The sequence below is a fragment of the Arthrobacter sp. CAU 1506 genome, from assembly GCF_005047635.1.
Taxonomy (GTDB): domain Bacteria; phylum Actinomycetota; class Actinomycetes; order Actinomycetales; family Micrococcaceae; genus Crystallibacter.
On sequence record NZ_SUKC01000001.1, the window covers coordinates 49873 to 75738 of the forward strand.

A 25866-nucleotide genomic window follows, 5' to 3' on the forward strand; every position below is an offset into this window, starting at 1 on the left:
GGACGCCACCTCCCGGGCCTGACGGCCCTTGGTCGACCGCCGGAGGGCGGACGTCACCTCCCGGTCAGGTTCCAAGCGTCCTCGGATCCGGAATCGTCCTCGTCGTCGTAATAGTCCACCGCCTGCGGCCGGGCGTCGAGGTCCTCGGCGACCAGGTCGCGTGGACCGTCGAACCCGTGGTTGACGTTGGCATTGTCCGCCAGCGCCTCGGTCAACGCGTCCGCAGTCCCGGTCTCCCCGGGGGCAGCGGCCGCCGGCTCGTCGCCCCGGATCGCGGCCAGGGTGGCGGCGAGGTCGTCCGGCTTGACCAGCACGTCGCGTGCCTTGGAGCCTTCGGACGGACCCACTACTCCCCTGGATTCCAGCAGGTCCATCAGCCGGCCGGCCTTGGCAAACCCGACGCGCAGTTTGCGCTGCAGCATCGAGGTGGAACCGAACTGGGTGGTGACCACCAGTTCGGTCGCCTGCAGCAGCACGTCCAGATCATCGCCGATGTCGTCGTCGATCTGCTTCTTCGGCGCCTCAACGGCGACGTCGTCGCGGTAGACCGCCTGCAGCTGGCCCTTGACGTGTTCAACGACCTTGTGGATTTCCGACTCGGATACCCAGGCGCCCTGCACACGCATCGGCTTGCTGGCCCCCATCGGCAGGAACAACGCGTCGCCCTGACCGATCAGCTTCTCCGCGCCGGGCTGGTCCAGCACCACGCGTGAGTCGGTCACCGATGAGGTGGCGAAGGCCATCCGCGACGGGACGTTGGCCTTGATCAGGCCGGTGACCACATCCACCGAGGGCCGCTGGGTGGCCAGCACCAGGTGGATACCGGCGGCGCGGGCCAACTGGGTGATGCGGACAATCGAGTCTTCGACGTCCCGCGGGGCGACCATCATCAGGTCCGCGAGCTCGTCGACGATCACCAGCAGATACGGGTATGGTTTGACCACTCGTTTGGAGCCCGCCGGCGGGACCACCTTGCCATTGCGCACGGCCTTGTTGAAATCGTCGATGTGCTTGAAACCGAAGTTGGCCAGGTCGTCGTAGCGCGTGTCCATCTCGCGGACCACCCACTGCAGCGCCTCGGCGGCCTTCTTCGGGTTGGTGATGATCGGTGTGATCAGGTGCGGCACGCCCTCATAGGCGGTCAATTCCACCCGTTTGGGGTCCACCATGACCATCCGCACCTCGTCCGGCGTCGATCGCATCAGGATGGAGGTGATCATCGAGTTCACGAACGAGGATTTGCCCGCACCGGTGGCGCCAGCGACGAGCAGGTGCGGCATCTTGGCCAGGTTGGCCAGCACGAAGCCGCCCTCCACGTCCTTGCCCACGCCCATCACCATCGGGTGGTCGGTCTTGCGGGCGTTGTTCGAGCGCAGCACGTCGCCCAGGGACACCGTCTCGCGGTCGGTATTGGGGATCTCGATGCCGATGGCCGACTTGCCAGGGATCGGCGAGAGGATGCGGACGTCGGAGCTGGCCACAGCGTAGGAAATGTTCTTGGACAGTGCCGTGACGCGCTCCACCTTGGTCCCCGGCGAGAGCTCGATTTCGTACCGTGTCACGGTCGGGCCGCGGGAGAACCCGGTCACCTTTGCATCGACCTTGAACTGGTCCAGCGTCTCGGTCAGGGCATTGACGACGGCGTCGTTCGCCTCCGAGCGCTCCTTCGACGGCGGTCCGGGCGGCAGGAAATCGGACGGCGGCAGCGTGTACGCCACGTCGCCGGCCAGCTGCAACTGCTCGGTGCGCTGCGGGATCGGGGTGGCCGGCGGCTGCGGCTGCACCGGGTTGGACGGCACTGTCGGTGCGGCGGATGCCGGCGGGGCGGAGGGCAGGACCGGCAGCGCTTCGGTGGCCCCCTCGGGGACCAGTCCCTGGTCACGCTTGATCTTCTCGACGGCCAGTTCTGCCTGCGTCGGCCGGCGAACTCCCGGAGGTACGGCCGGTGCCGCTTCCTCGGCCGGGGCCGGGTCCTCCGGCTCCTTGTCCTCGATGACCGCGGTTTCGAACGCTTCGTCGAAGTAAAATCCCTCGTCCTCGGCTGCTGCTTCTTCGGCCTTGCGCTTGCCGAAGAGCTTGCGCCGCGGTTTGCGCTCCTTGACCGGAGCCTCGTCCGCGTAGAGGTAGCTCTGGTCGTGCGCATCGTCCGGCTGGTACGGCGCTGCCGCGGCGGACGGGTCCTGGCCCATCAGCCGCTCGTACAGCATCCGGAGGCGCATGGGGATATGGCGGAACGGAGTCGCCGTGATGATCAGGATGCTGGTGAAGGCCAGCAGGCCGTAGACGGCCACCGGCAGCCACAGGCTGACTGCGGCCAGCGGGGCCGCGAGCAGGAAGCCGGCCATCCCGCCAGCCGCCCACAACGCATCGAAGCCATCGGCCAGGGCCGGCTGGCCGCCTATCACATGGGCGAGTCCGGAGCCGGACGCAAGGGCCAGGACCAGGCCAATGGAGATACGGCTGTTGGCCGGAGAGTCCTCCGGATGGCGCATCAGGCGCACGGCCATGATCAGCAGCAGCACCGGCAGCACCAGTGCCATCCAGCCGAACGTTCCGCCGGCCACGGCATGCACCACGTCTCCGAACCAACCGCCCAGTGCCCACCACTCCACGGTGGCCACGCAGGCGGCCAGGAGCAGCAGGAAGAAACCGGTGCCGTCGCGGCGCAATTCGTGGTCCGGCCGCACGTCGGGTCCCAGTTTCCGAACGCCGGCTGCCACCGGACGGGCCAGGCTCATCCACAGTCCGTGGACCATCCGCGCCAGCAGCGGCAGCTGCTCCTCCGCCGGCTGCACATCGAGCACTTTGGTCTTGCTGGAACGCCCCGATGAGGAGCGCGCAGCAGTGCCTGTACCCTTACCGCGCGACTGCTGGGTGCCTTTTCGGGCAGGGGAAGTACGAGTCGCCATAGTCGCAAGGTTACCGGCTGAAGCTGACCATCCGCGGGATTTCGCCCGCGGGGCCGACTGCGCCGGACCGGGGTCAGGCCTCCAGGACCACCGGGACGATCATGGGCCGGCGGCGGTGCCGCTTGTTCACCCACGTGCCGATGACCCGGCGCACCACTTGCTGCAACTGGTAGGTCGTGTGGTCCTTGTTGTTGACCACTGCCTCTTCGAGCGCGCTGATGATCTTCGGTTTGATGTCGTCGAAGACCGAATCATCCTCGGCGAACCCGCGGGCATGGATTTCCGGCCCGGAGACAATCTGGCCGGTGCTGCGGTTGACTACCGTGATCACGGAGATGAACCCCTCCTCGCCCAGGATCCGGCGGTCCTTGAGGTCGGCGTCGGTGATCTCGCCGATGCTGGATCCGTCCACATACACGTAGCCGCATTCGATCTGGCCGACAATCCGCGCGGTGCCGTCCTTCAGGTCGATAACCGACCCGTCGTCCGCCAGCAACACGTTGTCCGCCGGTACGCCGGTCTGTTCGGCCAGCCTGCCATTGGCAATCAAGTGGCGGGTCTCGCCGTGCACCGGCAGGGCATTTTTGGGCCGCAGGATGTTGTAGCAGTACAGCAGCTCGCCGGCGGCCGCGTGCCCGGACACGTGGACTTTGGCATTGCCCTTGTGGATGACCTCGGCGCCGAGCTTCAACAGGCCGTTGATCACCCGGAAGACGGCGTTTTCGTTGCCCGGAATCAGCGAGGACGCCAGGATCACCGTGTCTCCCTTGCCGACCTGGATCCGGTGGTCTCCATTGGCCATCCGGGACAGTGCCGCCATCGGCTCGCCCTGTGATCCGGTGGACATCAGCACTATCCGGTCGTCCGGGAAGTCCTCCACGTTCTTCAGGTCCACCAGGATGCCCTCGGGAACCTTCAGGAAGCCGAGCTTGGCGGCAATGCCCATGTTCCGCACCATGGACCGCCCGACGAACGCCACATGCCGGCCGTGGGCGGCAGCGGCGTCGAGCACCTGCTGGACGCGGTGAATGTGGGAGGAAAACGAGGCGACGATGATGCGCTTCTGCACTTGGCCGAAGAGGCGCTCCAGCACCGGCCCGATTTCCTTCTCCGCGGTGGTGAAGCCAGGAACGTCGGCGTTGGTGGAGTCGGACATGAACAGGTCCACGCCCTCCTCGCCGAGGCGGGCGAAGGCCCGCAGGTCGGTGATCCGGCCGTCCAGCGGCAGCTGGTCCATTTTGAAGTCGCCGGTGTGCAGTACCGTGCCGGCGGACGTTCGGAGGAAGACCGCAAGCGCGTCCGGGATCGAGTGGTTGACCGCCACGAATTCGCACTCGAACGGCCCGAACTGCTCGATTTGGCCTTCGGCGACGGTGAGGGTGTAGGGCGTGATCCGGTGTTCGGCCAGCTTGGCCTCGACCAGGGCCAGGGTCAGCTGCGACCCGATCAGCGGAATGTCCTGCCGCATCCGCAACAGATACGGGACGGCGCCGATGTGGTCCTCGTGCCCGTGGGTGAGCACAACGCCCACGACGTCGTCGAGCCGGTCCTCAATGTAGGAAAAGTCCGGCAGGATCAGATCCACCCCCGGCTGGTACTCTTCCGGGAACAGCACGCCGCAGTCGACCACCAGCAGTTTCGAGTCGATTTCGAAGACCGCCATATTGCGGCCGATCTCCCCGAGCCCGCCGAGCGGAACAATCCGGAGCGTGCCCGGTTCAAGGCTGGGCGGGGTGCGCAGTTGGGTCAGCGTCGACTCGCTCATCGGGCGTTCAGGGCGTCCAGCGACCAGCCGGCCTCGGCCAGGTCGGCGCGGACGGGCGCGAGTTCGGCCTCCGACGGTTCCACGAGCGGCAGCCGGACCACCGAGTTGGGCAGCACACCCTGCCACTTCAGGACCTGCTTGGCGGCGACTGCGCCCTGCACATGGGTCATCACGGCGCGGATAACGGGGTCCAGTTCGAAGTGGAGCCGGCGTGCCGTGGCGAAGTCCCCCGCCAGCGCCGCATCGACCAGTTCGCGGAATTGCCGGGTGGCCACGTGGGCGGTCACGCTCACGACGCCGACCGCGCCCGCCGCCATCAGCGGCAGGGTCAGTCCGTCGTCGCCGGAGTAGACATCCAGGTCGGTGTTGGCCAGGACGCGGGTGGTCTCGCCGTAGTCCGCCTTCGCATCCTTAAGGGCGATGATCAGCGGGTGCTCTGCCAACCGGATCAGGGTGTCCGTCGCGATCGAGATGCCGGCGCGGCCGGGGATGTCGTAGACCATGACCGGCAGCCCGATGGCGGACGCAATGGTTTCAATGTGGGCCTGGACGCCGGCCTGGCTCGGCTTGTTGTAATACGGGGCGGTGATCAACAGCCCGTCCACGCCGACGGCGGCAGCGCGCCGGGACAAGTTGATGGAGTGGCGCGTGTCGTTGGTGGTGGACCCGGCAATGACCTTGGCACGGCCTCCGACTGCCTCAACGACCGTGCGGAACATCGCTTCGTTCTCGTCGTCGGTCAGCGTGGATGTTTCACCGGTGGTGCCGGTGACGACGAGTCCGTCGCAGCCATCCTGGACCAGCTTGTCGGCTAATTCGGCGGCCTTGAGGTAGTCCACTTCACCCTCCTCGGTGAAGGGGGTAACCATCGCGGTGACCAGGGTGCCGAAGGGATACTCACGAACGTCAGACTCAGCCATAAGGAAAACGTTACCGTGTCCTGCGGCGGTCTGAGGCCACGGCGTAACGGCGGCGCCACAGAGTGGTCCGTCACGGGCGGAGGCGCCAGGCCGCGTGGCGCGGGCGCCTTAGGCGCGGCCAAGGGCGGGGCGCCTGGGCCCGGCCAAGGGCGGGCGGGTGCCTAGGCCCGGGCCGCGCGGGGCGCCATGGACCCGGGCCGCGCGGGGCGCCATGGACCCGGTCCGCGCGGGCGCCTTAGACCCGGCCAGGGCCGGGCGGCTCAGCGGGGTGAGTGGACCCGGTCCAGGAAACCGGTCAACAAGGCGGTCACGTCTTCCTGAGCGGAGAGGCACCCGGCGTGGTCCAAACCGGGCAGTTCGGCAAAGTGTCCGTCCGGCAGCAAAGCGGCGGCCTGGCGCGATTCCTCCGCCCGCGGATGGTCCTTGCTGCCGGCGATCAGCAGGACCGGCAGCTGGATCTGCTGGACGTCGCGCGGATCCAGGCCGGGCAACTCCTCGCCGGCGCGGAAGTAGGCTGCCAGCGCTGCCGGGTCGTTGGCCAGGAACGCCTGCCGGGTGGCCGGGTCTACCGCCACCGTGCGTCGATCGTTCCAGCGGCGGATGAATTCCTCCATGCCGCCCGTCTCCAGCGCTTCCAGATAGTCGGGAAAGAAGAGCTTGCCGACCTGGCCGGCCAGGCTCCGGTGGGTCCCGCCGAGCGTGGTGAGTGTGCGCAGGCGGTGCCGCCGGGCTGCAGCCATCGCGAGCCCGACCCGTGCGCCGAAGGAGTAGCCGAAGTAGTGCACGCTCTGCAGCCCGCAGGCGTCCAGCACCGCTTCGACGTCGCCGATAAAGCGCTCCATCGTATAAGCGTCATCGTTGTGCGGTTTGTCACTGCGGCCATGACCGCGCATGTCGAGCGAGACCACCCGGTACCGCGGTTTGAGGGCGCGCTGGTAGCCCAGCCCGCGCCAGGCTGCTTTGGACAATGCTGTTCCGTGCACCAACAGCAGCGGTTCGCCGGTGCCGGTGTCCTCGTAAGCCAGCCGGACGCCGTCGTCCTCGTTGACAGCGAATCCCATCATGGCCGCTCCCCGGCCGCCGAAAAACAGTATGCGAAGGTGTCCATTCCTTCACGGTATCGCGTGCCGGCCGCGAATTTTCCCACCGGACCTCCGGCCGGCTGTGAGAATATCGGTGCATGCCCTCTGTCCCCGCCGGCCACCGGATTGCCGGCATCGACGCCGCCCGCGGCATCGCCCTGCTGGGCATGATGGCTACCCACATCTTCGCGCCGTGGACTGCCGGGACGGATCCGGAGCCGAATTTCGTCGGCCTGGTGCTGTCCGGCCGGTCGTCGGCGCTGTTCGCGGTCCTGGCCGGGGTAGGGCTGGCCCTGCTGACAGGCGGCAGCCGCGGCCACCAGGGCGGCAGCCTGGCAGCGGACCGCGGCGGAATTGCGGTACGCGCCCTACTGATTGCAACAGTCGGCATGATGCTGGGCCTGCTGGAAGTGAACATTGCGGTGATCCTGGTCCACTATGCCGTGCTGTTCCTGTGTGCACTGCCATTCCTCCAGCTGCGCCGCCGGGTGCTGGCGTTGTGGGCCGCGGGATGGATCGTCCTCTCCCCGGTGCTGGCCCATCTGCTGCGCCCCGTGGTGGAAGCTGCCGTGGAGCCGGCCGAGCTGGGGCACAATCCGATGGTCTACGACTTGATCACACCGGCGACGCTGCTCAGCGACGTTTTCCTGACCGGCTATTACCCGGTGGTGCAGTGGCTGGGCTACCTGCTTGCCGGGTTGCTGATCGGCCGGATGGAACTGCAGCGCACCGGCGTGCAGCTGGGGCTGCTGGCCGTGGGCGCGGTGCTGGCGGTGGCAGCCAAGACCGGCTCCTGGCTGGTCATGGACCGGATGGGCGGTTATGCCGAAGTAGCGGCCACCGAGCCGGCACAACGGGCCGACTTCGATCTGGTGTACCAGGTGAACATGAGCTGGGTGGAGCAGCGCGGCTCCTGGTGGTGGCTGGGCGGCGCGTCGCCGCACTCCGGGACGAGCTTTGACCTGCTGCACACGGTGGGCACCTCGGCCGTGGTCCTGGCGCTGTGCCTGTTGCTGACCTCGCGGCTGCCGTGGCTGCTGCTGCCGCTCTCCGGCGCGGGCGCCATGACCCTGACGCTCTACTCCGCCCATGTCTGGGTGATGAGCACGCTGCCCCCGGATGCCCCGGATCTGCCGGTCTACCTGTGGCAGGCCCTCGCAGCGATCGCCATCGGGATGGTCTTCCACGCGCTGGGCTGGCGCGGACCGTTCGAACTGGTGATTTCCACTGCGTCCTGGCTCACCCGGGATGCGCTCAGGCCCACCGGCAGCCGCTCCCGCTGAGCGGCCCAAGCGGCGGGTTGCCCGGGTTCCTCCGCAGCGCCCGCCCGCTTGAGCGCTGGCGAGCGGGGTCAGCCGCTTAACAACGACGATCCCACTCAGCCGGTCAGGAGCGGCTGAGTCCGATCGCGTGGCGCATCGACTCGCGGGCGCGTTTGCGGTCGCCGGCCGCGTCGTAGGCGCAGGAGAGCCGGAACCAGCTGCGCCAGTCTTCCGGTGCCGCCTCGGCCTCGGCCTTGTATTTGAGGAACTCCTGGTCGGCTGCTTCGCGGACAATCCGGCCGCCGGGCGTGCGCGGCAGGTTGTCCACCGGCAGGCCGCCTTCGGCTTCCAGCGTGCGGGCCAGCTTGGACATCCGCGAGCCGAACAGCAATTCCCGGCTCAGCGCCCAGGCGCCGATCACGGGCAGGATCACCAGGGCCACGCCCAGTCCTTTGGCCACGAGGTCCGGTTCGTTGAGCATCAGCCAGGCCCGCTGCAAGGTGGCGACCAGGTAGCCCACCAGCAGAACGATGATCACGCCGACCCAGATTTTGGCCCCGTGCCGGGTGTACCAGCCGACGCTGTTGCTGCCGTTGTCGAGCCCGCCGGCCGTGTGTTCGGTGTTGCTCATGAGAGTTCCAGGTACCCGTCCAGTCCGTAGGTCAGCCCGGGATGCCCTGTGACGGTCCGGACGCCCAGCAGCACACCGGGCATAAAAGAGGCGCGGTCGAACGAATCGTGCCGGATGGTGAGCTGTTCGCCCGGCCCGCCGAGCAGCACCTCCTGGTGCGCCACCAGGCCGCGCAGCCGCACGCTGTGCACCCGCACGCCGTCCACCTCCGCGCCGCGGGCGCCGTCCAGCGCCTTGGTGGTGGCGTCCGGGCCGGCGGGAACGCCGGCGGTGTCGCGGGCGGCTGCCACCAGCTGCGCGGTGCGGATGGCGGTGCCGGAGGGGGCGTCCACCTTGTCCGGGTGGTGCAGTTCGATGATCTCCACCGATTCGAAGTATTTGGCCGCCGTCGCGGCGAACGAGGATGCGAGCACCGAACCGAGCGCGAAGTTGGGCGCGATCAGGACCCCGGTTCCGGGGTGCTGTTCCAGCAGCTCGGCCAGCGAGGCGCGCTTGGTTTCGTCCCAGCCGGTGGTGCCGACCACTGCATGCATGCCGTGTTCGACGGCGAACCGGACGTTAGCCTCGGTGTTCTCCGGTGTGGTCAGGTCCACCACCACTTGGGCTCCGGCGGAGACCAGTTCTTCGAGGGAGTCGCCGCGCTTCAGCGCTGCCACCAGTTCCAGGTCGGGGGCGGCTTCGACGGCCATGACGGCCTCGCTCCCCATCCGTCCGCCGGCGCCCAGCACGGCCACCGCAAGTTGCTCAGTCATGCCCTCCAGCGTATCGCTACTGGATGAGGCACTGCGCGAAAAGTCCGTGTGTCGGCGTAGGCTTCGCGTTCGACACCAACAAGTTCGTACTTGTGGATCCACGTACTCTCGGATGACGTCCAGCGAACGGTTCAACGACGGATCCAGCGAAGTATTGCCCGGAGTGACGCCGCATGTTGTTCCGGTAAAGCCATTCCGGCTTCGGGAACTGTGGGCTCTAACTGCGAGTGGGATCACATCAGGGAGCTCTTCAAATTCCCCACTGTCGCACTTTGGTCATGTACAAAATACTGGTGTCCTGGAGCACGGGCTTTAGTTTCTAGACACCGATTTTTGTCGTAGGCAGCGAATACCTTGGAAGTATGTCGAAGCGTTACCGCTACCGCGCCTACCCGACGCCGGACCAGGAGCAGCGTCTGACCCGGCTGTTCGGTTGCGTCCGGGTGGTGTTCAACGATGCCATCGCTGCACGCCGGACCGCCCGTGAACAGGGTGAAGGGCTTCCGTCTGCCGCGGAACTGTCTCGCGAGCTGACGGCTGCGAAGCAGACCCCGGCGCGTGCGTGGCTTGCTGAGGTGTCGGCGATTCCATTGCAGCAAGCGCTGGCGGATGCCGACAGGGCTCACCGGAATCACTTCAACTCAGTCACCGGCCGCCGCAAGCGTCATCGAGTGGGTGCTCCGCGGTTCAGGTCGCGGCGCGATGCCACCCAGACTGCCCGGTTCACAAGGAACGCACGGTTCCGAGTCAACGGCGGCTGGGCCAATACGAGTCCAGGCGGAGGCCGGCTGGTGCTTCCCAAGATCGGTGCATTGAGGGTTGCCTGGTCCCGGCCGCTGCCTTCGGAACCAAGCAGCGTGACCCTGATCCGGGAAGCGGACGGCCGCTACTATGCCTCGTTTGTAGTCGGGGTGTCCTCGGTCCACCGCCCCTTGCCAAAGCATGAAGTGGCTGGCATCGATCTGGGCTTGGAGCATCTTGCCACGATCGCATACGTCGACGGCACCAGTGAAAAGGTTGAGAACCCGCGGCTTCTGAAGAAGAAGCTTGCCAAGCTGGCCAAGGCCCAAAAGGAGTTGGCCCGCAGACAGAAGGGATCGGCTAACCGAAGGAAGTCCCGTCGCAGGGTCGCGATCCTCCACCGCGAGGTCCGGGAGACCCGGGCTGATCACCATCACAAACTTGCCCGCAGGATCGTTGACGAAAACCAAGTCATCGGTGCCGAAACCCTGGGCATTACGGGCTTGGCCAGGACCCGACTGGCCAAGTCCGTCCACGACGCAGGCTGGGGCATGCTCCTGCGGCTGATCGGGGAAAAAGCCGCTGAGTCCGACGCACCCTCATCAAAGCGGAACGGTCATTCCCATCCACTCGACTCTGCTCGGCGTGCGGATTCCTCGGCGAAACCAAACCACTGAAAGTCAGGTCTTGGACCTGCAAATGCGGGGCTGTGCACGACCGTGACAATAATGCCGCAATAAACTTGATGCGAGTCGCCGCAGGGCATGCGGAGACCCTAAATGCCTGTGGAGGGAAGGTAAGCCCGGCGTCAGCGCCGGCCCACCCCGATGAAACAGGAACCATCCTGCGAGTGGTCGCACAAGCGCCCGCCTGAGGAATCCCCCTATTCACTACGGGGAGGATGTCAATGGCCGATGCCGACCCATTCGGTGCTGCCGTCGGCGAAGTGCTGTTCCTTCCAGACCGGCACCTCTTCCTTGATCCGGTCCACCAGCTCGGAGCAGGCGGCAAAGGCAGCGGCCCGGTGCGCCGATGCCACGGCGGCCACCAAGGCAGGGTCGCCGATGGCCAGCGGGCCGGTGCGGTGCGCCACCCAGATCCGGACGCCGTCGTGCTCCGCTGCAATCCGGCCGGCGACCTCGGCGATCACGCGTTGGGCGCTGGGGTGGGCCGAGTAGGACAGCGCCGCCACGGCCTGCCCGCCGTCGTGGTTGCGGACCACGCCGCTGAAGCTGACCACGGCGCCGCATTCGACCGAGTCCACCGCGGCAGTCGCCTCGGCGGCGTCGATCGCTTCGCCGGTCACCGCCGCGTACAACACCGTGCTGGTCATGGTTGTCCTTCCGTCCGCTGGTTTCTTCCAGTATCCCCCGGCCCCGGGTGGCCGGCGTCGGTGTGACCTTCCAGCTGGGCGCAAATATGGCCGATCAGCGGGTCCAGTGCGGCCAGGCCGTCGCGCACTCCGCCGGGAGATCCGGGCAGATTGACCACAAAGGTGGAGCCGGCGGTACCGGCTACTCCCCTGCTCAGCGCCGCCAGCGGCGTCTTGGTGCGTCCGTAGGCACGGATGGCTTCCATCACGCCCGGCAGTTCGCGTTCCAGCACGACGGCGGTGATCTCCGGGGTGCGGTCGTCGGCAGCAAGTCCTGTTCCTCCGCTGGTGACGATGACGCGGGGCCCCGCGGCCAGCATGGTCCGCAGCGCCCGGCGGACGGGCTCGCCGTCGGCAACGATCTGCGGGACTCCGGCGGCGATGCCATGGCCGGCCAGCCATTCGGAGATCAACGGCGCGCATTCGTCCTCGTAGGCTCCGGCCGCGGCGCGGGTGGAGGCGATGATGATGCCGGCGGTCCTGGCGCTCACAGGACCCAGTCCCCGCTCTTGCCTCCGGATTTGGCCAGCACCTTGATGTCGGAGATCACCGCGTGCTTGTCCACCGCCTTGACCATGTCATACAGGCTGAGCGCCGCCACCGAGGCGGCCGTCAGCGCCTCCATTTCGACGCCGGTGACCGAACGGGTCTTGACCGTGGCTTCGATCCGCACCGAGTCCGCTGCCGGGAAGAAATCGACCGTGACCTTGCTGATCGGCAGCGGGTGGCACAGCGGGATCAGCTGCGGGGTCTGCTTGGCTGCCATGATGCCGGCCACCCGGCTGACGGCCAGCGCATCGCCCTTCGGCAGCGAGCCGGCGGCCAGCAGGTCCACCACGTCGGAGCGGGTGGAGAGCACGGCCTGCGCGGTGGCCTGCCGGGTGGTTTCGTCCTTACCGCTGACATCGACCATGTGTGCCGTGCCGTCTTCGCGGACGTGGGTCAGTCGTTCTGCTTCGCTCATAGCAGCCATATTTCCACGTCCTGGCCGGCTTCCGCGTGCCCGGTTCCAACCGGCAGGTGGACAAGGGCGTTGGATTGCGCCATCGCGTGCACCAAATGGGATTCGGCACCGCCCACCAGCCGCACCCGGCCGCCGTCGTAATGGCCGCGCCGCACCTGGTGCTTGGCCGCGGGCGAATCGGCGGCGTCCGCCAGCGGAACGCGCAACACGGTACGCGGCGCCGGAGTGCCCAGCGCGGCGGTCAGCGCCGGGCGCAGGAACATCTCGAAAGAAACCAGGCAGCTGACCGGGTTGCCGGGGAAGCCCAGGAACACTGCGTCGCCGATCCGGCCGGCGCCCTGCGGGCCGCCCGGCTGCATGGCCACCGGGCCGAAGGCAACGCCTTCGGGCTCGAGCGCCAGCCGGACCACTTCAAAGGCGCCCTTGGAGATGCCGCCGGAGGTCAACACCAGATCCGCCCGCTGGCGGCGCAGTTCGGCGTCGAGCAGGCGGCGGAACTCCGGCGCCGCATCGGCCAGGATCCGGCTCTCCACCACCTCGCAGCCGGCTTCCCGTAGCGAGGCCGCCAACATGGTGTTGTTGGCGTCGAAAATCTGCCCGGCGTCCAGCGCTCCGCCGGCCGCCACCACCTCGTCCCCGGTGCTCAGCAGCAGCACGCGCAGCCGCGGCCTCACCGCGGCCGAGGCCAGGCCCAGGGCCGCCAGCAGTCCCAGCTGCGGCGCCTTGAGCACCGTTCCGGCGGCCAGCGCAAGGCTGCCGGCGGCAATGTCGCTGCCGACGCCCCTGATAAACCGGCCGGCAGGCGTTTCCGGGAGCCTGACCGTTCGTCCGTCGTCTTCGGCCAGGAACCTGTCCGGCACCGCTTCCTCGATCGGCACGACGGCGTCCGCCCCCTCGGGCAGCATGGCCCCGGTCATGATCGGGGCGGCCGAGCCCGGAGCCAGCGCCGGCGCGGCGTATCCGGCGGGAATCGTCGCGGCCACCGGGAGCTCCGCCCCGCCGGACGTTTCCGCGCTGCGGACCGCGTAGCCGTCCATCTGCGAGTTCGCGAACGGCGGCAGGCTCATCGGCGCGACCACATCGGCGGCCAGCACACGCCCGTACGCCGCTTCGACCGCCACCGACTCGCTGCCGGCCAGGCTGGCACGTGCCGCGAACCGGAGCAGTTCCTCCACCTCGGCACGGTGTTCGGCAACGCTTTTGGCCACGGGCCCTCCTTGGTGAGCGAACGGGACCGGCGCCGCGCGGTGCGCCTGGACCGGTCCGCCGCGGTACATGGTCTGCTGTCATCCTAGGGGAAGCCTGCACGCTTTCAACGGCTTACCGGCTCACCGGCGATAGATCGCTACCTCGGCCGCCTTGACCACAAAGTGCACGCGCTCCCCCGGCGCCAGCGACAAGTCGGACACCGCGGCCGGTGTCACCTCGGCCGCCAGCCAGCCGGCCCGGACCGAGACCAGGCCGCCGTGCGGCACCAGGTCGGTCACGGTGGCCGCCACGGCGTTGCGCGGGCTGCCGGCCGGGAGATCGGTAAACAGCGCCACGGAGGCAGGGCGGAACGCGGCCGCCGCGGGGTCGCCGGGGCGCAGTCCGGCCTCGGCTTCGCCGCTCCAGTGCACCCCGTCGGAATCCACCAAACCGGTGTCGGTGGCGGTGCCGGTGACCAGATTGAGGCCCGTCATGCCTGCCGCGAAGGAGCTGCGCGGCCGGGCAAACACCTCGCGCACCGGTCCCTGCTCGACGATCCGCCCGCCCTCCATTACCACCACCCGGTCCGCCAGCAGCAGCGCGTCCAGTGGCTCATGGGTCACGAGCACGGCGCTGCGTCCTTCCAACACCCTGCGCAGCAGCCTGCGCAGGGCCGGTGCCGCGGTGATGTCCAGGGCTGACATCGGCTCATCCAACAGCAGCAGAGAGGGTTCGGCGGCCAAGGCGCGGGCTACTGCCACCCGCTGTGCCTGGCCGCCGGAGAGCCGGGCCGGGCGCCGGCCGGCCAGTTCGGAGGCGTCCAGTTCGGCCAGCCAGTGGCGAGCGGTCTTGTCTGCCTCGGCACGGGAGGCTCCGCGGCTGCGCGGGCCGTAAGCAACATTTGCCAGGACGCTCAGGTGCGGGAACAGCAGCGGCTCCTGCGCCATCAGGCCAATGCCGCGCGCGTGGGCGGGCACCCAGCGGTCGGGTTGCTGCTGCCCGGCGCTGAAGAGCACGGTGCCGTCCAACTGCCCCCGGCCCCACCCCGGTCGCAGCAGCCCGGAGATGAGGCCCAGCAGCGTGGATTTGCCGGCACCGTTCGGGCCGAGCACGGCCACGGTCTCCCCGTCGGCAACGCCGAAGTCCGCCTCGAATCCGCGGGACGGAAGCCGTGCGGTCAGTTCCAGGCTCACCGGATACCCGCCGCCAGGGGCAGCCCGGACCGGCGGTGGACCAGCGTCACCACCACGACGGCGACCACCACCAGGACCAGTGACAGCGCCACCGCCGCATCGGCATCGGTTTCCCGCTGCAGGTAGATCTCCAGGGGAAGTGTGCGGGTGACCCCCTGCAGGCTCCCGGCGAAGGTCAGCGTGGCCCCGAATTCGCCGAGGCACCGGGCGAAGGACAGGACCGCCCCGGAGACCAGCCCGGGCAGCACCAGCGGCAGCGTGACGGTGCGAAGCACGCGGGACGGCCCGGCGCCCAGCGTCGCCGCGGCGGCTTCGTACCGGGTTCCTGCCGTGCGCAGCGCCCCCTCAAGGCTCAAGACCAGGAATGGAAGCGCCACGAAGGTCTGCGCCAGCACCACGGCGGTGGTGGAAAAGGCGATCTCGAGCCCGAACGCCTCGAAGGTCCCGCCCAGCAGCCCGCGCCGGCCAAAGGTGTACAGCAGGGCCAGTCCGCCCACCACCGGGGGCAGCACCAGCGGCAACAGCACCAGGGAGCGGAGCACCTGCTGCCCCGGAAAGCTGCTGCGGGCCAAGACCAGGGCCATCGGGATGCCCAGCACGATGCACAACGCGGTGCTGGCGGTGGCCGTCCGCAGGCTGAGGCCGAGTGCGGCCAGCGATGCCTCGGACGTGACGAGCTGTGGGAACTCCTGCCAATTCACCCGGGCAGCCATCCCCGCCAGCGGCAGCAGCACAAAAATGGCCCCGGCAGCGGCCAGCGGATAGATCCAGTACGGCACCGGAGCGCGCACCGCCGTCGTGGCATCCGGCACCGTGGTCACCGTGTCCGGCGCCGCCGTCGTTGTATCCATGGTCTTCGATCCGTCCTCTGCCGGTCCGTCTTAGTTCCCTGCACCCGTGTCCAGCCTTCGTGCGGCGTTCTTCGCACCGGCGGTTACGGTGTTCCGAAGCCGTAGTCCGCCAGTGCCTTTCGCCCGTCCGGTCCCGTCACGAGCGCCACGAATGCCTCCGCGGCGTCCGGATTGGTGCTCTCGGCCAGCCGCGCAATCGGGTAATCATTGACCGCGGCACCGGCTTCGGCGAAGTCGATACCTTCGACCTGGCCCTGTGCGTTCTTCACATCGGTCACGTAGACCAGGCCGGCATCGGCCTCACCCGACACCACCTTGCCCAGCACATCCGTCACCGATGATTCCTCGCTCACCGCGGGGATCTCGACGCCGGCTTCCTGGGAGACCTTTTGCGTGGCCGCACCGCACGGCACCTGCGGGGCGCAGATGACCGTCTTGATCCGCTGGTCTGCGAGGTCGGCCAGCGATGTGATGCCGTGCGGATTCCCGTCCGGGACAACGATCTGCAGCTCATTCGTGGCAAACGTGACAGGGTCCCCGGCTGCGAGCCCGGGCGCCGTGACCTTGTCCATGTTTTCCGGATTGGCCGAGGCAAACACGTCCGCGGGTGCGCCGGAGAGAATCTGGGTGGCCAGGTCGGAGGAACCGGCGAAGTTGAGCCGTACCGTCACGCCCGGGTGGTCGTCCTCGAACTCGGCGGCCAGGTCCGTCAGCACGCCGTTGAGCGAGGCCGCGGCGAAAACATTCAGCTCGCCGGACCCCGGTGATCCGGACCCGGATGCCTGCTGCGGGCCCTGCCCTCCCGCCGAGCAGGCCGTGGTCGCCAGCAGGACCCCGCCCAGCAACACGGCCAACAGACGGCGACGGGCGGTGCGCTTCGTTGCGCTCCTCGGGGGTGCAGAGTGTGCCATGTCAGTCCTTTCCGAGTGGCGTCTCGACGGCCACCATCGTGGCCTTCACGACGGCGACGGCCACGGAGCCGGGCTCGATGCCCAGGTCGCGCACGGCTTCGGCACTCATCAGCGACACCACGCGGTGCGGTCCGCACTGCATCTCCACCTGTGCCATGACCGTGTCCTGCAGAACCTCCGTCACGATGCCCACGAAGCGGTTGCGGGCCGAACTGCCGATCCCGGTGGGGTCCTGCGGCAGGGCCGCTTGCTCCCGGGCCAGGGCGGCCAACTCCGCGCCGTCCACGGTCGCCCGGCCGGAGGCGTCCTTGTGCTTGGTCAGGGTGCCGGCGTCGAGCCAACGCCGGACGGTGTCGTCGCTGACGCCCATGAACCGCGCTGCGTCAGAGATGCGTATTTGCGTCATAAAAGCGAGTCTAGTTCCTCAAATGAGGAATCCGGTAGGGTCGCCGACCTCGAGCCTTCCCGATAGGCGGACCGGCCCTGCACCAACCGGCTTCCTCGCGTACCCTCGTGGTATGAGCGTTGACTTGGGCATGCCGCGGGTTCCCGGCGCTGCAGCGGCTGCTGCACCTGCGCGCCCGGCCGCCGCAGGCCCCACACTCGTGGACCGATTCGGCCGCGTTGCTACCGATTTGCGGATCTCGCTGACGGACAAGTGCAACCTCCGCTGTACCTACTGCATGCCTGCCGAAGGCCTCGACTGGCTGTCAAAGCAGCAGGTCCTCCGCGACGAGGAAGTGGTCCGGCTGGTGCGGATCGCCGTGGAGCATCTGGGGGTGCGCGAACTGCGCCTGACCGGCGGCGAGCCGCTGGTCCGGGCCGGCCTGGTGGACATCATCGCCGCCATCAGGAATAACCACCCGGATCTGCCGGTCTCGCTGACCACCAATGCCTTGGGGCTGGACAAGAAGGCCGCCGCGCTGAAGGCGGCTGGCCTGACCCGAATCAACGTCTCGCTGGACTCGCTGCACCCGGACACCTTCGCCCAGCTGACCCGGCGTCCGTTCCTGGACCGGGTGCTCGCCGGCATCGAGGCCGCGGACGCCGCCGGACTGGGCCTGGTCAAGATCAACGCGGTGCTGATGCGCGGCATCAACGACGCCGAGGCTCCTGCGCTGCTGGACTGGGCCGTGGACCGCGGCTACGAACTGCGCTTCATCGAGCAAATGCCGCTCGACGCCGATCACGGCTGGACCAGGCAGAACATGTTGGCGGCCGCCGAGATCCGCGCCCTGCTGGAGCCGGACTTCCTGCTCTCCCCGGACCCGCGCGAACGCGACGGGGCTCCGGCCCAGCGGTGGGAAGTACGACGGCGGCGCTCCCCCGACGTTGTCGCCGGCACGGTGGGGATTATCGCCTCCGTGACGGAACCGTTCTGCGCCGATTGCCGGCGCACCAGGGTCACCGCGGAGGGCAAGGTGCGGTCCTGCCTGTTCTCGCACGAGGAAACCGACCTGCTGGCCCTGCTGCGCAGTGAGGCGGGCGACGAAGCTGTGGCGGAACGCTGGCGCGACGCGATGTGGGCCAAACCCAAGGCCCACGGGATGGACCATGCAGGACTGGGCGGCGCGGACTTCGTCCAGCCGGACCGGACCATGAGTGCGATAGGCGGATAGATGATCATCCGGTATTTCGGCGCGGCCCAGGCCGCGGCGGGTGTCGAAGAGGAAACCCTGGAACTGCCCGACGGCACGACCTTGGAGGCGCTGCTGCAGGTAATCGTGGCACGCCACACTCCGGAGAGCGCGGATCGGGCGGAGAGCCAGGAACGGGTGCTGGCAACCGCCGCCTCTGGAAGCGGGGCATCGGCTCGAGCCGGGGCGGCCCCGTCGTCAGCGCCGGCAGCTCGCCACTCGTCGGCCCCCTCGATGGAGTCAGTGCTTGCCCGCAGCAGCTTCCTGCGCAACGAGGTGGCGTGGAAAGACCGGCAGGCGCCGCTGCAGGCAACTGACGTGATTGACATCCTGCCGCCGTTTGCCGGCGGCTGACCCGCAGGCGGGGCTGCGGTCGGCCCGGCCTAGCTGGCTGGACACGGCCTAGCTGGCGAAGTCTGCTGCCGAGTCGAACGGACCGACGACGGTGACCACCCGGGGCGCCGCTGCCAATTCGGCGGCGAGTTCCCGGACCTGCTCGACGGTGACCGCCTTGATCCGGGCCAGCGACTCGTCGATATCCAGGAACTCCCCGGAGACCAACTCGGCGCGGCCCAGCCGGGACATCCTTGAGCCGCTGTCCTCCAGCGCCATCACAATGCCGCCGGACAGCTGGCCGACGGCCCGGCGCAGCTCGTCGGAGGTAATGCCGTCTGCGGCCAGCCGGTCCAGTTCGGCACCGAGCAGGTCGATCACTTGGCCGGTCTTGGCCGGGGAACACCCGGCGTACATGCCGAAGTAGCCCGCGTCGGCGTACGCGCCGGAGAAGGAATAGGTGGCGTAGGCCAGCCCGCGCTTCTCCCGGATCTCCTGGAACAGCCGGGAGGACATGCCGCCGCCCAGCACCGCGTTCAGCACGCTCATCACGAAGCGGCGTTCATCGGTGGCGTTGATGGACGGGCAGCCCATCACGATGTTCGCCTGCTCCACCGGACGGCGGTGCACATAGGTGCCGGCAACCGGGGTGACAGCTGCTGCGGCGGTCTGTCGCCGCGGCACCGGCACGGCGCCGGGTTCAAGGTGCCAGCCGGCAGATTCCAGCGCGGCGAGCACCTGGGTGCACACCGTGTCGTGGTCCAGCCCGCCGGCAGCGGTTACCACCAGCTCATCCGGCCGGTAGTAGCGCTGGTAATGGGACCAGACCGAGTCGCGGGCCACGGCTTTGATCGCTTCGGGGGTGCCGCCGATCGGCCGGCCCAGCGGATGCCCGCCGAGCACTGCCTCAACGAATTTTTCGTGGCTCACATCCGCGGGATCGTCATTGTCCATGGCGATCTCTTCGAGGATGACTCCGCGTTCCTGCTCGAGTTCCTGCGGATCCAGGACCGCGGACGTGATCATGTCAGCGATGACGTCGATGGCCATTGGCAGGTCCGAATCGAGGACCCGGGCGTAGTAGCAGGTACTTTCCTTGGCCGTGGCCGCATTCGATTCGCCACCGACTTCGTCAAAAGCGGACGCGATATCCAATGCGGTGCGGCGTTTGGTGCCCTTAAAGAGCAAATGCTCCAGGAAGTGGGTCGAGCCGTGTTGGCCCGCGGCTTCATCCCGCGAGCCAACACCGACCCAGAAACCAATCGTCGCCGACCGTTGGCCGGGCATTGCTTCGGTCAGGACCCGCACTCCCCCGGGCAGCACCGAGCGGCGCACGATGGCGCCGCCCGGTTCGCCGTGGATCAGCGTCGGGTCAGACCCGCCGAGCTCGGTGGCATCGGCATGCTGCATGCTGCCGGCCAGCGGCAGGGCGACAACGGCCATATTTACTCGGCCGCGGCCTCTTCGGCTGCGGCTTCTTCAGCTGCAGCCTCCTCGGCGACCACCGGAGCCAGCGACAGCTTGCCGCGGTCGTCGATCTTGGTGATCTCGACCTGGACCTTTTGGCCCACCGACACCACGTCGTCGACGTTGTCCACCCGCTTGCCGCCGGCCAGCTTGCGCAGCTCGGAGATGTGCAGCAGCCCGTCCTTACCCGGGGTCAGCGACACGAACGCACCGAAGGTGGTGGTCTTCACGACCGTGCCCAGGTACCGCTCGCCCACCTCGGGGACCTGCGGGTTGGCGATCGCGTTCACTGCCGCGCGGGCAGCTTCGGCGGCGGTACCGTCGGTGGCGCCGATCAGGACCGTACCGTCATCTTCGATGGAGATGTCCGCGCCGGTGTCTTCCTGGATCTGGTTGATCATCTTGCCCTTGGGGCCAATGACCTCGCCGATCTTGTCCACGGGGATCTTGACCGAGATGATCCGCGGGGCGAATTCGCTCATTTCGTCCGGACGGTCGATCGCGGCGTTGATCACGCCGAGGATGTGCAGCCGGGCCTCGCGGGCCTGCTTCAGCGCGGCGGCCAGCACGGAGGCCGGGATCCCGTCGAGCTTGGTGTCCAGCTGGATGGCCGTGACGAACTCCGAGGTACCGGCGACCTTGAAGTCCATGTCGCCGAACGCGTCCTCTGCACCCAGGATGTCCGTCAGCGCGGCGTAGCGGGTCTCGCCGTTCACCTGGTCGGAGACCAGGCCCATGGCGATACCAGCCACCGGAGCCTTCAGCGGCACACCGGCGTTGAGCATGGAAAGCGTGGAGGCGCAGACCGAGCCCATCGAGGTGGAGCCGTTGGAGCTGAGGGCTTCCGAGACCTGGCGGATGGCGTACGGGAACTCTTCACGCGACGGCAGCACCGGCACCAGGGCACGCTCCGCCAGTGCGCCGTGGCCGATTTCGCGGCGCTTCGGCGAACCCACACGGCCGGTTTCACCGGTGGAGTACGGCGGGAAGTTGTAGTTGTGCATGTAGCGCTTGCGGGTGACCGGCGACAGCGAATCGATCTGCTGTTCCATCTTCAGCATGTTCAAGGTGGTGACGCCCAGGATCTGGGTTTCGCCGCGTTCGAAGATGGCCGAACCGTGGACGCGGGGCAGGACTTCCACTTCAGCGGTGAGCTTGCGGATGTCGCTGAGGCCGCGGCCGTCGATGCGGACCTGGTCGGTCAGGATGCGCTGGCGCACGACCTTCTTGGTGACCGAGTTGAAGGCTGCGGAGATTTCCTTCTCCCGGCCGGCGAATTCGGCGGTCTCGGTGCCGGCGAACTGAGCCAGGACCTCTGCCTTGAAGGCGTCGGCGGCGTCGTTGCGTTCCTGCTTGTCGGCGATCGAGAAGATCTCGGTCAGCTTGGCAGCGGCGGCGGACTCGACGGCGGCGAAGACGTCGTCCTCGTAGTCCCGGAAGATCGGGAACTCGACGGTCGGCTTGGCGGCCCGCGCGGCCAGATCCGACTGGGCGTCGCAGAGCGCGCGGATGAACGGCTTGGACGCCTCCAGGCCCTCGGCCACAACCTCTTCGGTCGGTGCGGTGGCGCCCTCTTCCTTGATCAGGTTCCAGGCGTTGTCGGTTGCCTCGGCCTCGACCATCATGATCGCGACGTCGTCACCGGCAATGCGGCCGGCCACGACCATGCTGAACACGGCGCGTTCCAGCTCGGAGTGCTTCGGGAAGGCCACCCACTGGCCGTCCACCAGCGCCACGCGGACGCCGCCGATCGGACCGGAGAAGGGCAGGCCGGACAGCTGGGTGGACATGGACGAGGCGTTGATTGCCACGACGTCGTACAGCACGTCCGGGTTGATCGCCAGCACGGTGACCACGATCTGGACCTCGTTGCGCAGCCCCTTGACGAAGGCCGGACGCAGCGGGCGGTCCATCAGGCGGCAGGCCAGGATCGCTTCCGTGGACGGACGGCCTTCACGGCGGAAGAACGAGCCCGGGATGCGGCCGGCGGCGTACATGCGCTCTTCCACATCGACGGTCAGCGGGAAGAAGTCGAAGCCTTCGCGCGGCGACTTGCCCGCCGTCGTGGCGGAGAGCAGGGCGGTGTCTTCGTCGATGTAGACCATCGCCGAGCCGGCCGCCTGCTGGGCAACACGGCCGGTTTCGAACCGGATCACACGCTGGCCGAAGCGGCCGTTATCAATGACCGCTTCTGAGAACTGAATTTCGGGACCCTCCAAGAGAGTCACCTCCGTTTCTTCGAGTGAGCGGAGGCTGCCGGTATCTGCCCAGACCTGCGGCCGTTGCACGGCCGGCCTGCCTGTACGCCACCCGGTCTTCGATCGAGACCTACGGGCTGTCCAAGGGACGTCCCGGAAGCCACTACCGAGGACCGCGAATGCCGCGATACCGGAAGTCTCCAGTTGATGTAGTTATCGCCCAGCGGTGTCCCGCTGGCCGTCTCCTGCCGCGCCGGTAGGGCGAGGTAGGAAAAAAGCGGCTCTTCTGTTCGCTTGTTGCGATGAACGGAAGAGCCGCCTCCTTCACTGACTAGCGGCGCAGGCCGAGGCGCTCGATGAGCGAACGGTAGCGCGTAATGTCGGTTTCACGCAGGTAGGTGAGCATACGACGGCGACGGCCGACCAGGGCCATCAGGCCGCGGCGGGTGTGGTGGTCGTGCTTGTGCATCTTCAGGTGTTCGGTCAGGTCGGAGATGCGACGGGACAGAACAGCGATCTGTACCTCGGGGGAACCCGTGTCGCCCTCGTGCGTGGCGTATTCCTTGATGATTTCCTGCTTGAGCGCGGCGTCCAATGCCACAATAACTCCTAGAAGTTGTGCCGTGAGGCCCGAGTCAGCACTTCGCTGCCGGGGGCTCCGTACCATTCGCCGGCAGGCAGAGACTGCCGGAAGCCGAGCACAGAGGGATACAGCCGCCACGGACCGCAGCCGAATCCACCGGCAAGTTTACCTGTTGCGGACTCAGTCTGTCGAAAGCAGGCTGCGCGTACGCGCCACGTCGTCGTACATCTGGGCGATCAACGCCTCGGGGCCGGTGTAGGCCACCATGCCGCGCAGCCGCTGCACGAATTCGACCACGACCTGCTGGCCGTAAAGATCGAAGTCGTCGGTGCTCTCCTCCGGCCGGTCAATGACGTGTGCCTCGACCCGGCGGCTGGCGCCTTCGAACGTGGGGTTCGAGCCCACCGAGATGGCGGCCGGCCATCTGGTGCCGCGCTCATCCACCAGCCAGCCGGCGTACACGCCGTCGGCCGGGATCAGCCCGGAGGAATGCTTCGAGAGATTGGCCGTGGGAAAGCCGAGTTCGCGCCCGCGGGCGTCGCCGTGCACCACTTCGCCGCGCATCCGGTGGGTCCGTCCCAGCACCTCGGCTGCCATGGCCACGTCGCCGGCGGCCAGTGCCTCGCGCACCCACGACGACGAGCAGCGCCGGCTGCCGTCGGAGCCGCCATCCGCATCTGCTTCGTATTCCTCAACCACCTCGACGGCGAATCCGAATTGCCGCCCGAGTTCCTGCATGGTGCTGACATCGCCGGCGTTGTCCTTGCCGAAGCGCGTATCGTGTCCGATCACCACGGCCGTTGCGCCCAGGGTCTCCACGAAAACGTTGCGGACAAATTGCTCGGGGGTCTCCCCGGCCAGTTCCAGTGTGTAGGTCATCATCAGCAGGCCGTCCAGGCCGCTGGCTGCCAGCGCCTCGACGCGGTCTTCCAGCCCCATGATCAGCTGCGGGGCCGCGTCCGGCCGGTGCACCTGTGAGGGATGCGGGTCAAAGGAGATGGCCACGGCCTGCGCTTCGCGGTCGGCAGCCGTCTCGACCAGCCGGCGCAGCACCTGCTGGTGGCCGCGGTGCACGCCGTCGAAGTTGCCCAGTGTCACCACTGATGGACCAAAGCCACGGGGTACGTCGGCCAGGTCTTTCCAGTAGTGCACAGTGAACTCCTCGTTGATTGGGCCTTGAGCGGTTGCGGCCCCGCGCCGGGCACCTTCCATTATGGACGATCTTCCGCGGGCTTCTGCCCGGCGGCCGGCCGGTGCAGCCAGAGCCACCAGAGACCGACCACTGGTAGCAGCAACGGGACATAGCCGTAGCCCTTGCCAAAGCCGGACCACACGGTGTCCTGCGGCAGCAGTTCCGGGTCCAGCAGGCTGAGGAGTCCCACGGCGACGACGCCCAGAAGTTCGATGCCCACGGCGGCCACGGACAGCCAGTAGGAGCGGATTCCGGACTTGGCCAGCGTAATGGTCGCCAGGATATAGACCACGGCGGCGAAGGCGGAAAGCAGGTAGGCCACCGGGGCTTCGTCGAACTTGGTGGCGATCTGGTATCCCGCCCGCGCGGTGGCGGACAGCGCAAAGACACCGTAGACGGCCACCAGCAGACGCCCGAAACCGGTGGCCCGGCGCGCTACCTCGTTGGTGTCCTGCCCCCGCTGGACCTGCTGTTGTTCCCTGCCCGTGTTCATACGACGATTGGTCCGTCCCAAATCTGTTCCATCCTTACCAACATCACGAAGACCGTCACGGCGGCGGCGCCCAGCACTAGATTGCTCCACCGGCTGCGGTCAGTGATCGACCACCAGAAGGCCGCCACCGGCACCAGGAGCGCGGTGATCAGATAGCCCCAGAATTCCCAGGCCTCCCCGGCGACGTTTTCACCGGAAGCCTGCCGGATGATGCCGGCCACAGCGTAGACCAGCAGAAACAACTCCACCGCCGCCAGCGAGAGAATCGTGATGTCATTCGGACCGTGCTTCAGGATGGCCGCGACCACGCAGATGACAGCCGCCAGCAGCGTAATCACGATGCCTGCAATGAAGAATCCGTCGAACATCATTTGTCTGCCGCCTCGTTTCCCGGTGCGAAGACGAGCAGCGGCTTGGCTTGCGAATCGGTGTCCTCCAGCAGCGCTACCAGTGACCCGTTCGGGGCGAACGCCGCGGTGGCGCCCGCGGCTCCCCCGGCCGGAATCCGCCGGCCGTGGGAGACGTCGTCGGCTTCCGCGGCACTGAGTTCACGGGCAGGGAACAACACCCGGGCGGCATCGTCCAACGCCGTCAACTTCAGGTTGTCGGCCAACTGTTCCAGGGTAGCGGCGTCTTCGATCCGGAACGGCCCCACCTGGGTCCGGCGCAGGGCGGTCAAATGACCGCCGACCCCCAAATTTTCCCCGAGGTCGCGCGCCAGGGCACGGATATAGGTGCCCGACGAGCATTCGACGGTCACGTCCACGTCCTGCACCTTCCCGCCGCGCTCGCGCCGGATATCGTGGATCTCGAACCGGTGGATGGTGACCGGCCGCGCCGGCAGCGACACCTCCTGGCCGGAACGGACACGGGCATAGGACCGCTGGCCGTTGACCTTGATGGCCGAGACACTGCTCGGCACCTGCTGGATGTCACCGGTCAGCGCGGCGACGCCATCACGGATTTGTTGTTTAGTCACGGCCGCGGCGATGGTTTCCGCAGTGATATCGCCTTCGGCGTCGTCGGTTACCGTCGACTGGCCCAGGCGGATGGTCGCGTCATACGTTTTGCTGGCACCGACAATGTAGGTCAGCAGTCGGGTTGCCTTGTTGACACCGATCACCAGGACGCCGGTGGCCATCGGGTCAAGCGTGCCGGCATGGCCGACTTTTCGCGTTCCGGACAGGCGGCGCATGCGTCCAACCACGTCATGGCTGGTCCACCCCTGCGGCTTGTCAACAAGTATCAGTCCAGAGTGGAGCAGGCCAGAAGTCACGCCTTTCAGTATATGGCGTCCCGGGTGCGGGTCGGTTCTCGGGGCTTAAAGCATGAATCGTTGACAGCCCCTGTCGGCCGGAATAGCTTGAGCTCACTGCGTGCCGCACTCGGCCTGAGGGGAACATCAGCAGGGGGAAACAACAG

25 protein-coding genes are annotated in these 25866 nt (G+C 67.7%); 4 read left to right on the plus strand and 21 right to left on the minus strand.

Annotation, left to right across the window (positions count from 1 at the left end; all coding sequences use genetic code 11):
- Positions 1-53 precede the first annotated feature (53 nt).
- The 4 genes from E4J89_RS00245 to E4J89_RS00260 all read right to left on the minus strand — a co-directional run bounded on the left by E4J89_RS00245 (position 54) and on the right by E4J89_RS00260 (position 6658).
- Positions 54-2909 (minus strand): DNA translocase FtsK, encoded by a 2856-nt coding sequence (locus E4J89_RS00245; RefSeq protein ID WP_136784105.1) that lies wholly within the window; start codon positions 2907-2909, stop codon positions 54-56.
- A 73-nt stretch (positions 2910-2982) separates the two neighbouring features.
- Positions 2983-4674 (minus strand): ribonuclease J, encoded by a 1692-nt coding sequence (locus tag E4J89_RS00250; RefSeq protein WP_136784106.1) that lies wholly within the window; start codon positions 4672-4674, stop codon positions 2983-2985.
- Complete coding sequence (dapA, locus tag E4J89_RS00255) at positions 4671-5594, minus strand: 4-hydroxy-tetrahydrodipicolinate synthase (protein WP_136784107.1); 924 nt, start codon at positions 5592-5594, stop codon at positions 4671-4673. The genes E4J89_RS00250 and dapA overlap by 4 nt, the downstream gene beginning before the upstream one ends.
- 260 nt (positions 5595-5854) lie before the next feature.
- Positions 5855-6658, minus strand: a complete 804-nt coding sequence (locus E4J89_RS00260) for an alpha/beta hydrolase (protein WP_136784108.1) — start codon at positions 6656-6658, stop codon at positions 5855-5857.
- Positions 6659-6774: 116 nt separating this feature from the next.
- On the opposite strand from E4J89_RS00260, the gene E4J89_RS00265 reads away from it, so the two are divergent.
- A complete protein-coding gene (locus E4J89_RS00265; protein WP_136784109.1) occupies positions 6775-7959 on the plus strand; it encodes a heparan-alpha-glucosaminide N-acetyltransferase domain-containing protein in 1185 nt (394 codons plus the stop codon).
- A gap of 103 nt (positions 7960-8062) precedes the next feature.
- Here E4J89_RS00265 and E4J89_RS00270 read toward each other — a convergent pair whose 3' ends face one another.
- Both E4J89_RS00270 and dapB read right to left on the minus strand, forming a co-directional pair.
- Positions 8063-8569 (minus strand): tetratricopeptide repeat protein, encoded by a 507-nt coding sequence (locus E4J89_RS00270; protein ID WP_240691598.1) that lies wholly within the window; start codon positions 8567-8569, stop codon positions 8063-8065.
- On the minus strand, positions 8566-9321 hold the full coding sequence (dapB, locus tag E4J89_RS00275; protein ID WP_136784110.1) for a 4-hydroxy-tetrahydrodipicolinate reductase: 756 nt from the start codon (positions 9319-9321) through the stop codon (positions 8566-8568). Before dapB ends, E4J89_RS00270 begins: the two co-directional genes overlap by 4 nt.
- A gap of 362 nt (positions 9322-9683) precedes the next feature.
- Between dapB and E4J89_RS00280 the strand changes: the two genes are divergently transcribed.
- Entirely contained in the window at positions 9684-10739 is a 1056-nt protein-coding gene (locus tag E4J89_RS00280) for an RNA-guided endonuclease TnpB family protein (RefSeq protein ID WP_205754354.1), read from the plus strand.
- A 227-nt stretch (positions 10740-10966) separates the two neighbouring features.
- On the opposite strand, the gene E4J89_RS00285 is transcribed toward E4J89_RS00280, so the two are convergent.
- The 8 genes from E4J89_RS00285 to E4J89_RS00320 form a co-directional block, all read right to left on the minus strand.
- Positions 10967-11395, minus strand: coding sequence for a molybdenum cofactor biosynthesis protein MoaE (locus tag E4J89_RS00285; protein WP_136784111.1), 429 nt, complete (start codon positions 11393-11395; stop codon positions 10967-10969).
- On the minus strand, positions 11392-11925 hold the full coding sequence (locus E4J89_RS00290) for a MogA/MoaB family molybdenum cofactor biosynthesis protein (protein ID WP_136784112.1): 534 nt from the start codon (positions 11923-11925) through the stop codon (positions 11392-11394). The genes E4J89_RS00285 and E4J89_RS00290 overlap by 4 nt, the downstream gene beginning before the upstream one ends.
- Positions 11922-12407, minus strand: coding sequence for a cyclic pyranopterin monophosphate synthase MoaC (gene moaC / locus E4J89_RS00295; RefSeq protein WP_136784113.1), 486 nt, complete (start codon positions 12405-12407; stop codon positions 11922-11924). The genes E4J89_RS00290 and moaC overlap by 4 nt, the downstream gene beginning before the upstream one ends.
- Positions 12395-13606 (minus strand): gephyrin-like molybdotransferase Glp, encoded by a 1212-nt coding sequence (gene glp / locus E4J89_RS00300; protein WP_240691599.1) that lies wholly within the window; start codon positions 13604-13606, stop codon positions 12395-12397. The genes moaC and glp overlap by 13 nt, the downstream gene beginning before the upstream one ends.
- Before the next feature lie 120 nt (positions 13607-13726).
- Entirely contained in the window at positions 13727-14779 is a 1053-nt protein-coding gene (locus tag E4J89_RS00305; protein ID WP_136784115.1) for an ATP-binding cassette domain-containing protein, read from the minus strand.
- Positions 14776-15630, minus strand: a complete 855-nt coding sequence (locus tag E4J89_RS00310; protein ID WP_136784116.1) for an ABC transporter permease — start codon at positions 15628-15630, stop codon at positions 14776-14778. Before E4J89_RS00310 ends, E4J89_RS00305 begins: the two co-directional genes overlap by 4 nt.
- 83 nt (positions 15631-15713) lie before the next feature.
- Positions 15714-16541, minus strand: coding sequence for a molybdate ABC transporter substrate-binding protein (modA, locus tag E4J89_RS00315; RefSeq protein WP_136784117.1), 828 nt, complete (start codon positions 16539-16541; stop codon positions 15714-15716).
- A 1-nt stretch (position 16542) separates the two neighbouring features.
- The gene (locus tag E4J89_RS00320; RefSeq protein WP_136784118.1) at positions 16543-16947 is read right to left on the minus strand and encodes a TOBE domain-containing protein; all 405 of its coding nucleotides are present in this window, start codon (positions 16945-16947) and stop codon (positions 16543-16545) included.
- Positions 16948-17059: 112 nt separating this feature from the next.
- Between E4J89_RS00320 and moaA the strand changes: the two genes are divergently transcribed.
- Complete coding sequence (moaA, locus tag E4J89_RS00325; protein WP_205754355.1) at positions 17060-18160, plus strand: GTP 3',8-cyclase MoaA; 1101 nt, start codon at positions 17060-17062, stop codon at positions 18158-18160.
- On the plus strand, positions 18161-18532 hold the full coding sequence (locus E4J89_RS00330) for a MoaD/ThiS family protein (protein ID WP_136784119.1): 372 nt from the start codon (positions 18161-18163) through the stop codon (positions 18530-18532).
- Between the two features lie 48 nt (positions 18533-18580).
- Here the strand turns inward: E4J89_RS00330 and E4J89_RS00335 are convergent, their stop codons facing one another.
- The 7 genes from E4J89_RS00335 to truB all read right to left on the minus strand — a co-directional run bounded on the left by E4J89_RS00335 (position 18581) and on the right by truB (position 25720).
- Positions 18581-19921 carry a pitrilysin family protein gene (locus E4J89_RS00335; protein WP_136784528.1) on the minus strand — a complete coding sequence of 447 codons (1341 nt, stop codon included), beginning with the start codon at positions 19919-19921 and terminating at the stop codon, positions 18581-18583.
- Between the two features lie 35 nt (positions 19922-19956).
- Complete coding sequence (locus E4J89_RS00340; RefSeq protein WP_136784529.1) at positions 19957-22197, minus strand: polyribonucleotide nucleotidyltransferase; 2241 nt, start codon at positions 22195-22197, stop codon at positions 19957-19959.
- Positions 22198-22507: 310 nt separating this feature from the next.
- A complete protein-coding gene (rpsO, locus tag E4J89_RS00345; RefSeq protein ID WP_136784120.1) occupies positions 22508-22777 on the minus strand; it encodes a 30S ribosomal protein S15 in 270 nt (89 codons plus the stop codon).
- Between the two features lie 162 nt (positions 22778-22939).
- Positions 22940-23971 carry a bifunctional riboflavin kinase/FAD synthetase gene (locus E4J89_RS00350; RefSeq protein ID WP_136784121.1) on the minus strand — a complete coding sequence of 344 codons (1032 nt, stop codon included), beginning with the start codon at positions 23969-23971 and terminating at the stop codon, positions 22940-22942.
- Positions 23971-24444 carry a hypothetical protein gene (locus E4J89_RS00355; protein WP_240691600.1) on the minus strand — a complete coding sequence of 158 codons (474 nt, stop codon included), beginning with the start codon at positions 24442-24444 and terminating at the stop codon, positions 23971-23973. The genes E4J89_RS00350 and E4J89_RS00355 overlap by 1 nt, the downstream gene beginning before the upstream one ends.
- Positions 24441-24815, minus strand: a complete 375-nt coding sequence (locus E4J89_RS00360) for a hypothetical protein (RefSeq protein WP_136784122.1) — start codon at positions 24813-24815, stop codon at positions 24441-24443. Before E4J89_RS00360 ends, E4J89_RS00355 begins: the two co-directional genes overlap by 4 nt.
- The gene (gene truB, locus E4J89_RS00365; protein ID WP_276606321.1) at positions 24812-25720 is read right to left on the minus strand and encodes a tRNA pseudouridine(55) synthase TruB; all 909 of its coding nucleotides are present in this window, start codon (positions 25718-25720) and stop codon (positions 24812-24814) included. Before truB ends, E4J89_RS00360 begins: the two co-directional genes overlap by 4 nt.
- Positions 25721-25866 lie beyond the last annotated feature (146 nt).

What these genes read in the sequence shown, in the direction of transcription:
- E4J89_RS00360 (WP_136784122.1), bottom strand. Translation starts at nt 24,815, where the DNA reads ATGATGTTCGACGGATTCTTCATTGCAGGCATCGTGATTACGCTGCTG.
- E4J89_RS00270 (WP_240691598.1), bottom strand. Translation starts at nt 8,569, where the DNA reads ATGAGCAACACCGAACACACGGCCGGCGGGCTCGACAACGGCAGCAAC.
- moaA (WP_205754355.1), top strand. Translation starts at nt 17,060, where the DNA reads ATGAGCGTTGACTTGGGCATGCCGCGGGTTCCCGGCGCTGCAGCGGCT.
- E4J89_RS00250 (WP_136784106.1), bottom strand. Translation starts at nt 4,674, where the DNA reads ATGAGCGAGTCGACGCTGACCCAACTGCGCACCCCGCCCAGCCTTGAA.
- dapA (WP_136784107.1), bottom strand. Translation starts at nt 5,594, where the DNA reads ATGGCTGAGTCTGACGTTCGTGAGTATCCCTTCGGCACCCTGGTCACC.
- E4J89_RS00265 (WP_136784109.1), top strand. Translation starts at nt 6,775, where the DNA reads ATGCCCTCTGTCCCCGCCGGCCACCGGATTGCCGGCATCGACGCCGCC.
- E4J89_RS00330 (WP_136784119.1), top strand. Translation starts at nt 18,161, where the DNA reads ATGATCATCCGGTATTTCGGCGCGGCCCAGGCCGCGGCGGGTGTCGAA.
- moaC (WP_136784113.1), bottom strand. Translation starts at nt 12,407, where the DNA reads ATGGCTGCTATGAGCGAAGCAGAACGACTGACCCACGTCCGCGAAGAC.
- E4J89_RS00335 (WP_136784528.1), bottom strand. Translation starts at nt 19,921, where the DNA reads ATGCAGCATGCCGATGCCACCGAGCTCGGCGGGTCTGACCCGACGCTG.
- dapB (WP_136784110.1), bottom strand. Translation starts at nt 9,321, where the DNA reads ATGACTGAGCAACTTGCGGTGGCCGTGCTGGGCGCCGGCGGACGGATG.
- E4J89_RS00355 (WP_240691600.1), bottom strand. Translation starts at nt 24,444, where the DNA reads ATGAACACGGGCAGGGAACAACAGCAGGTCCAGCGGGGGCAGGACACC.
- E4J89_RS00285 (WP_136784111.1), bottom strand. Translation starts at nt 11,395, where the DNA reads ATGACCAGCACGGTGTTGTACGCGGCGGTGACCGGCGAAGCGATCGAC.
- E4J89_RS00320 (WP_136784118.1), bottom strand. Translation starts at nt 16,947, where the DNA reads ATGACGCAAATACGCATCTCTGACGCAGCGCGGTTCATGGGCGTCAGC.
- E4J89_RS00245 (WP_136784105.1), bottom strand. Translation starts at nt 2,909, where the DNA reads ATGGCGACTCGTACTTCCCCTGCCCGAAAAGGCACCCAGCAGTCGCGC.
- E4J89_RS00260 (WP_136784108.1), bottom strand. Translation starts at nt 6,658, where the DNA reads ATGATGGGATTCGCTGTCAACGAGGACGACGGCGTCCGGCTGGCTTAC.
- E4J89_RS00350 (WP_136784121.1), bottom strand. Translation starts at nt 23,971, where the DNA reads ATGGAAGGTGCCCGGCGCGGGGCCGCAACCGCTCAAGGCCCAATCAAC.
- modA (WP_136784117.1), bottom strand. Translation starts at nt 16,541, where the DNA reads ATGGCACACTCTGCACCCCCGAGGAGCGCAACGAAGCGCACCGCCCGT.
- E4J89_RS00280 (WP_205754354.1), top strand. Translation starts at nt 9,684, where the DNA reads ATGTCGAAGCGTTACCGCTACCGCGCCTACCCGACGCCGGACCAGGAG.
- E4J89_RS00310 (WP_136784116.1), bottom strand. Translation starts at nt 15,630, where the DNA reads ATGGATACAACGACGGCGGCGCCGGACACGGTGACCACGGTGCCGGAT.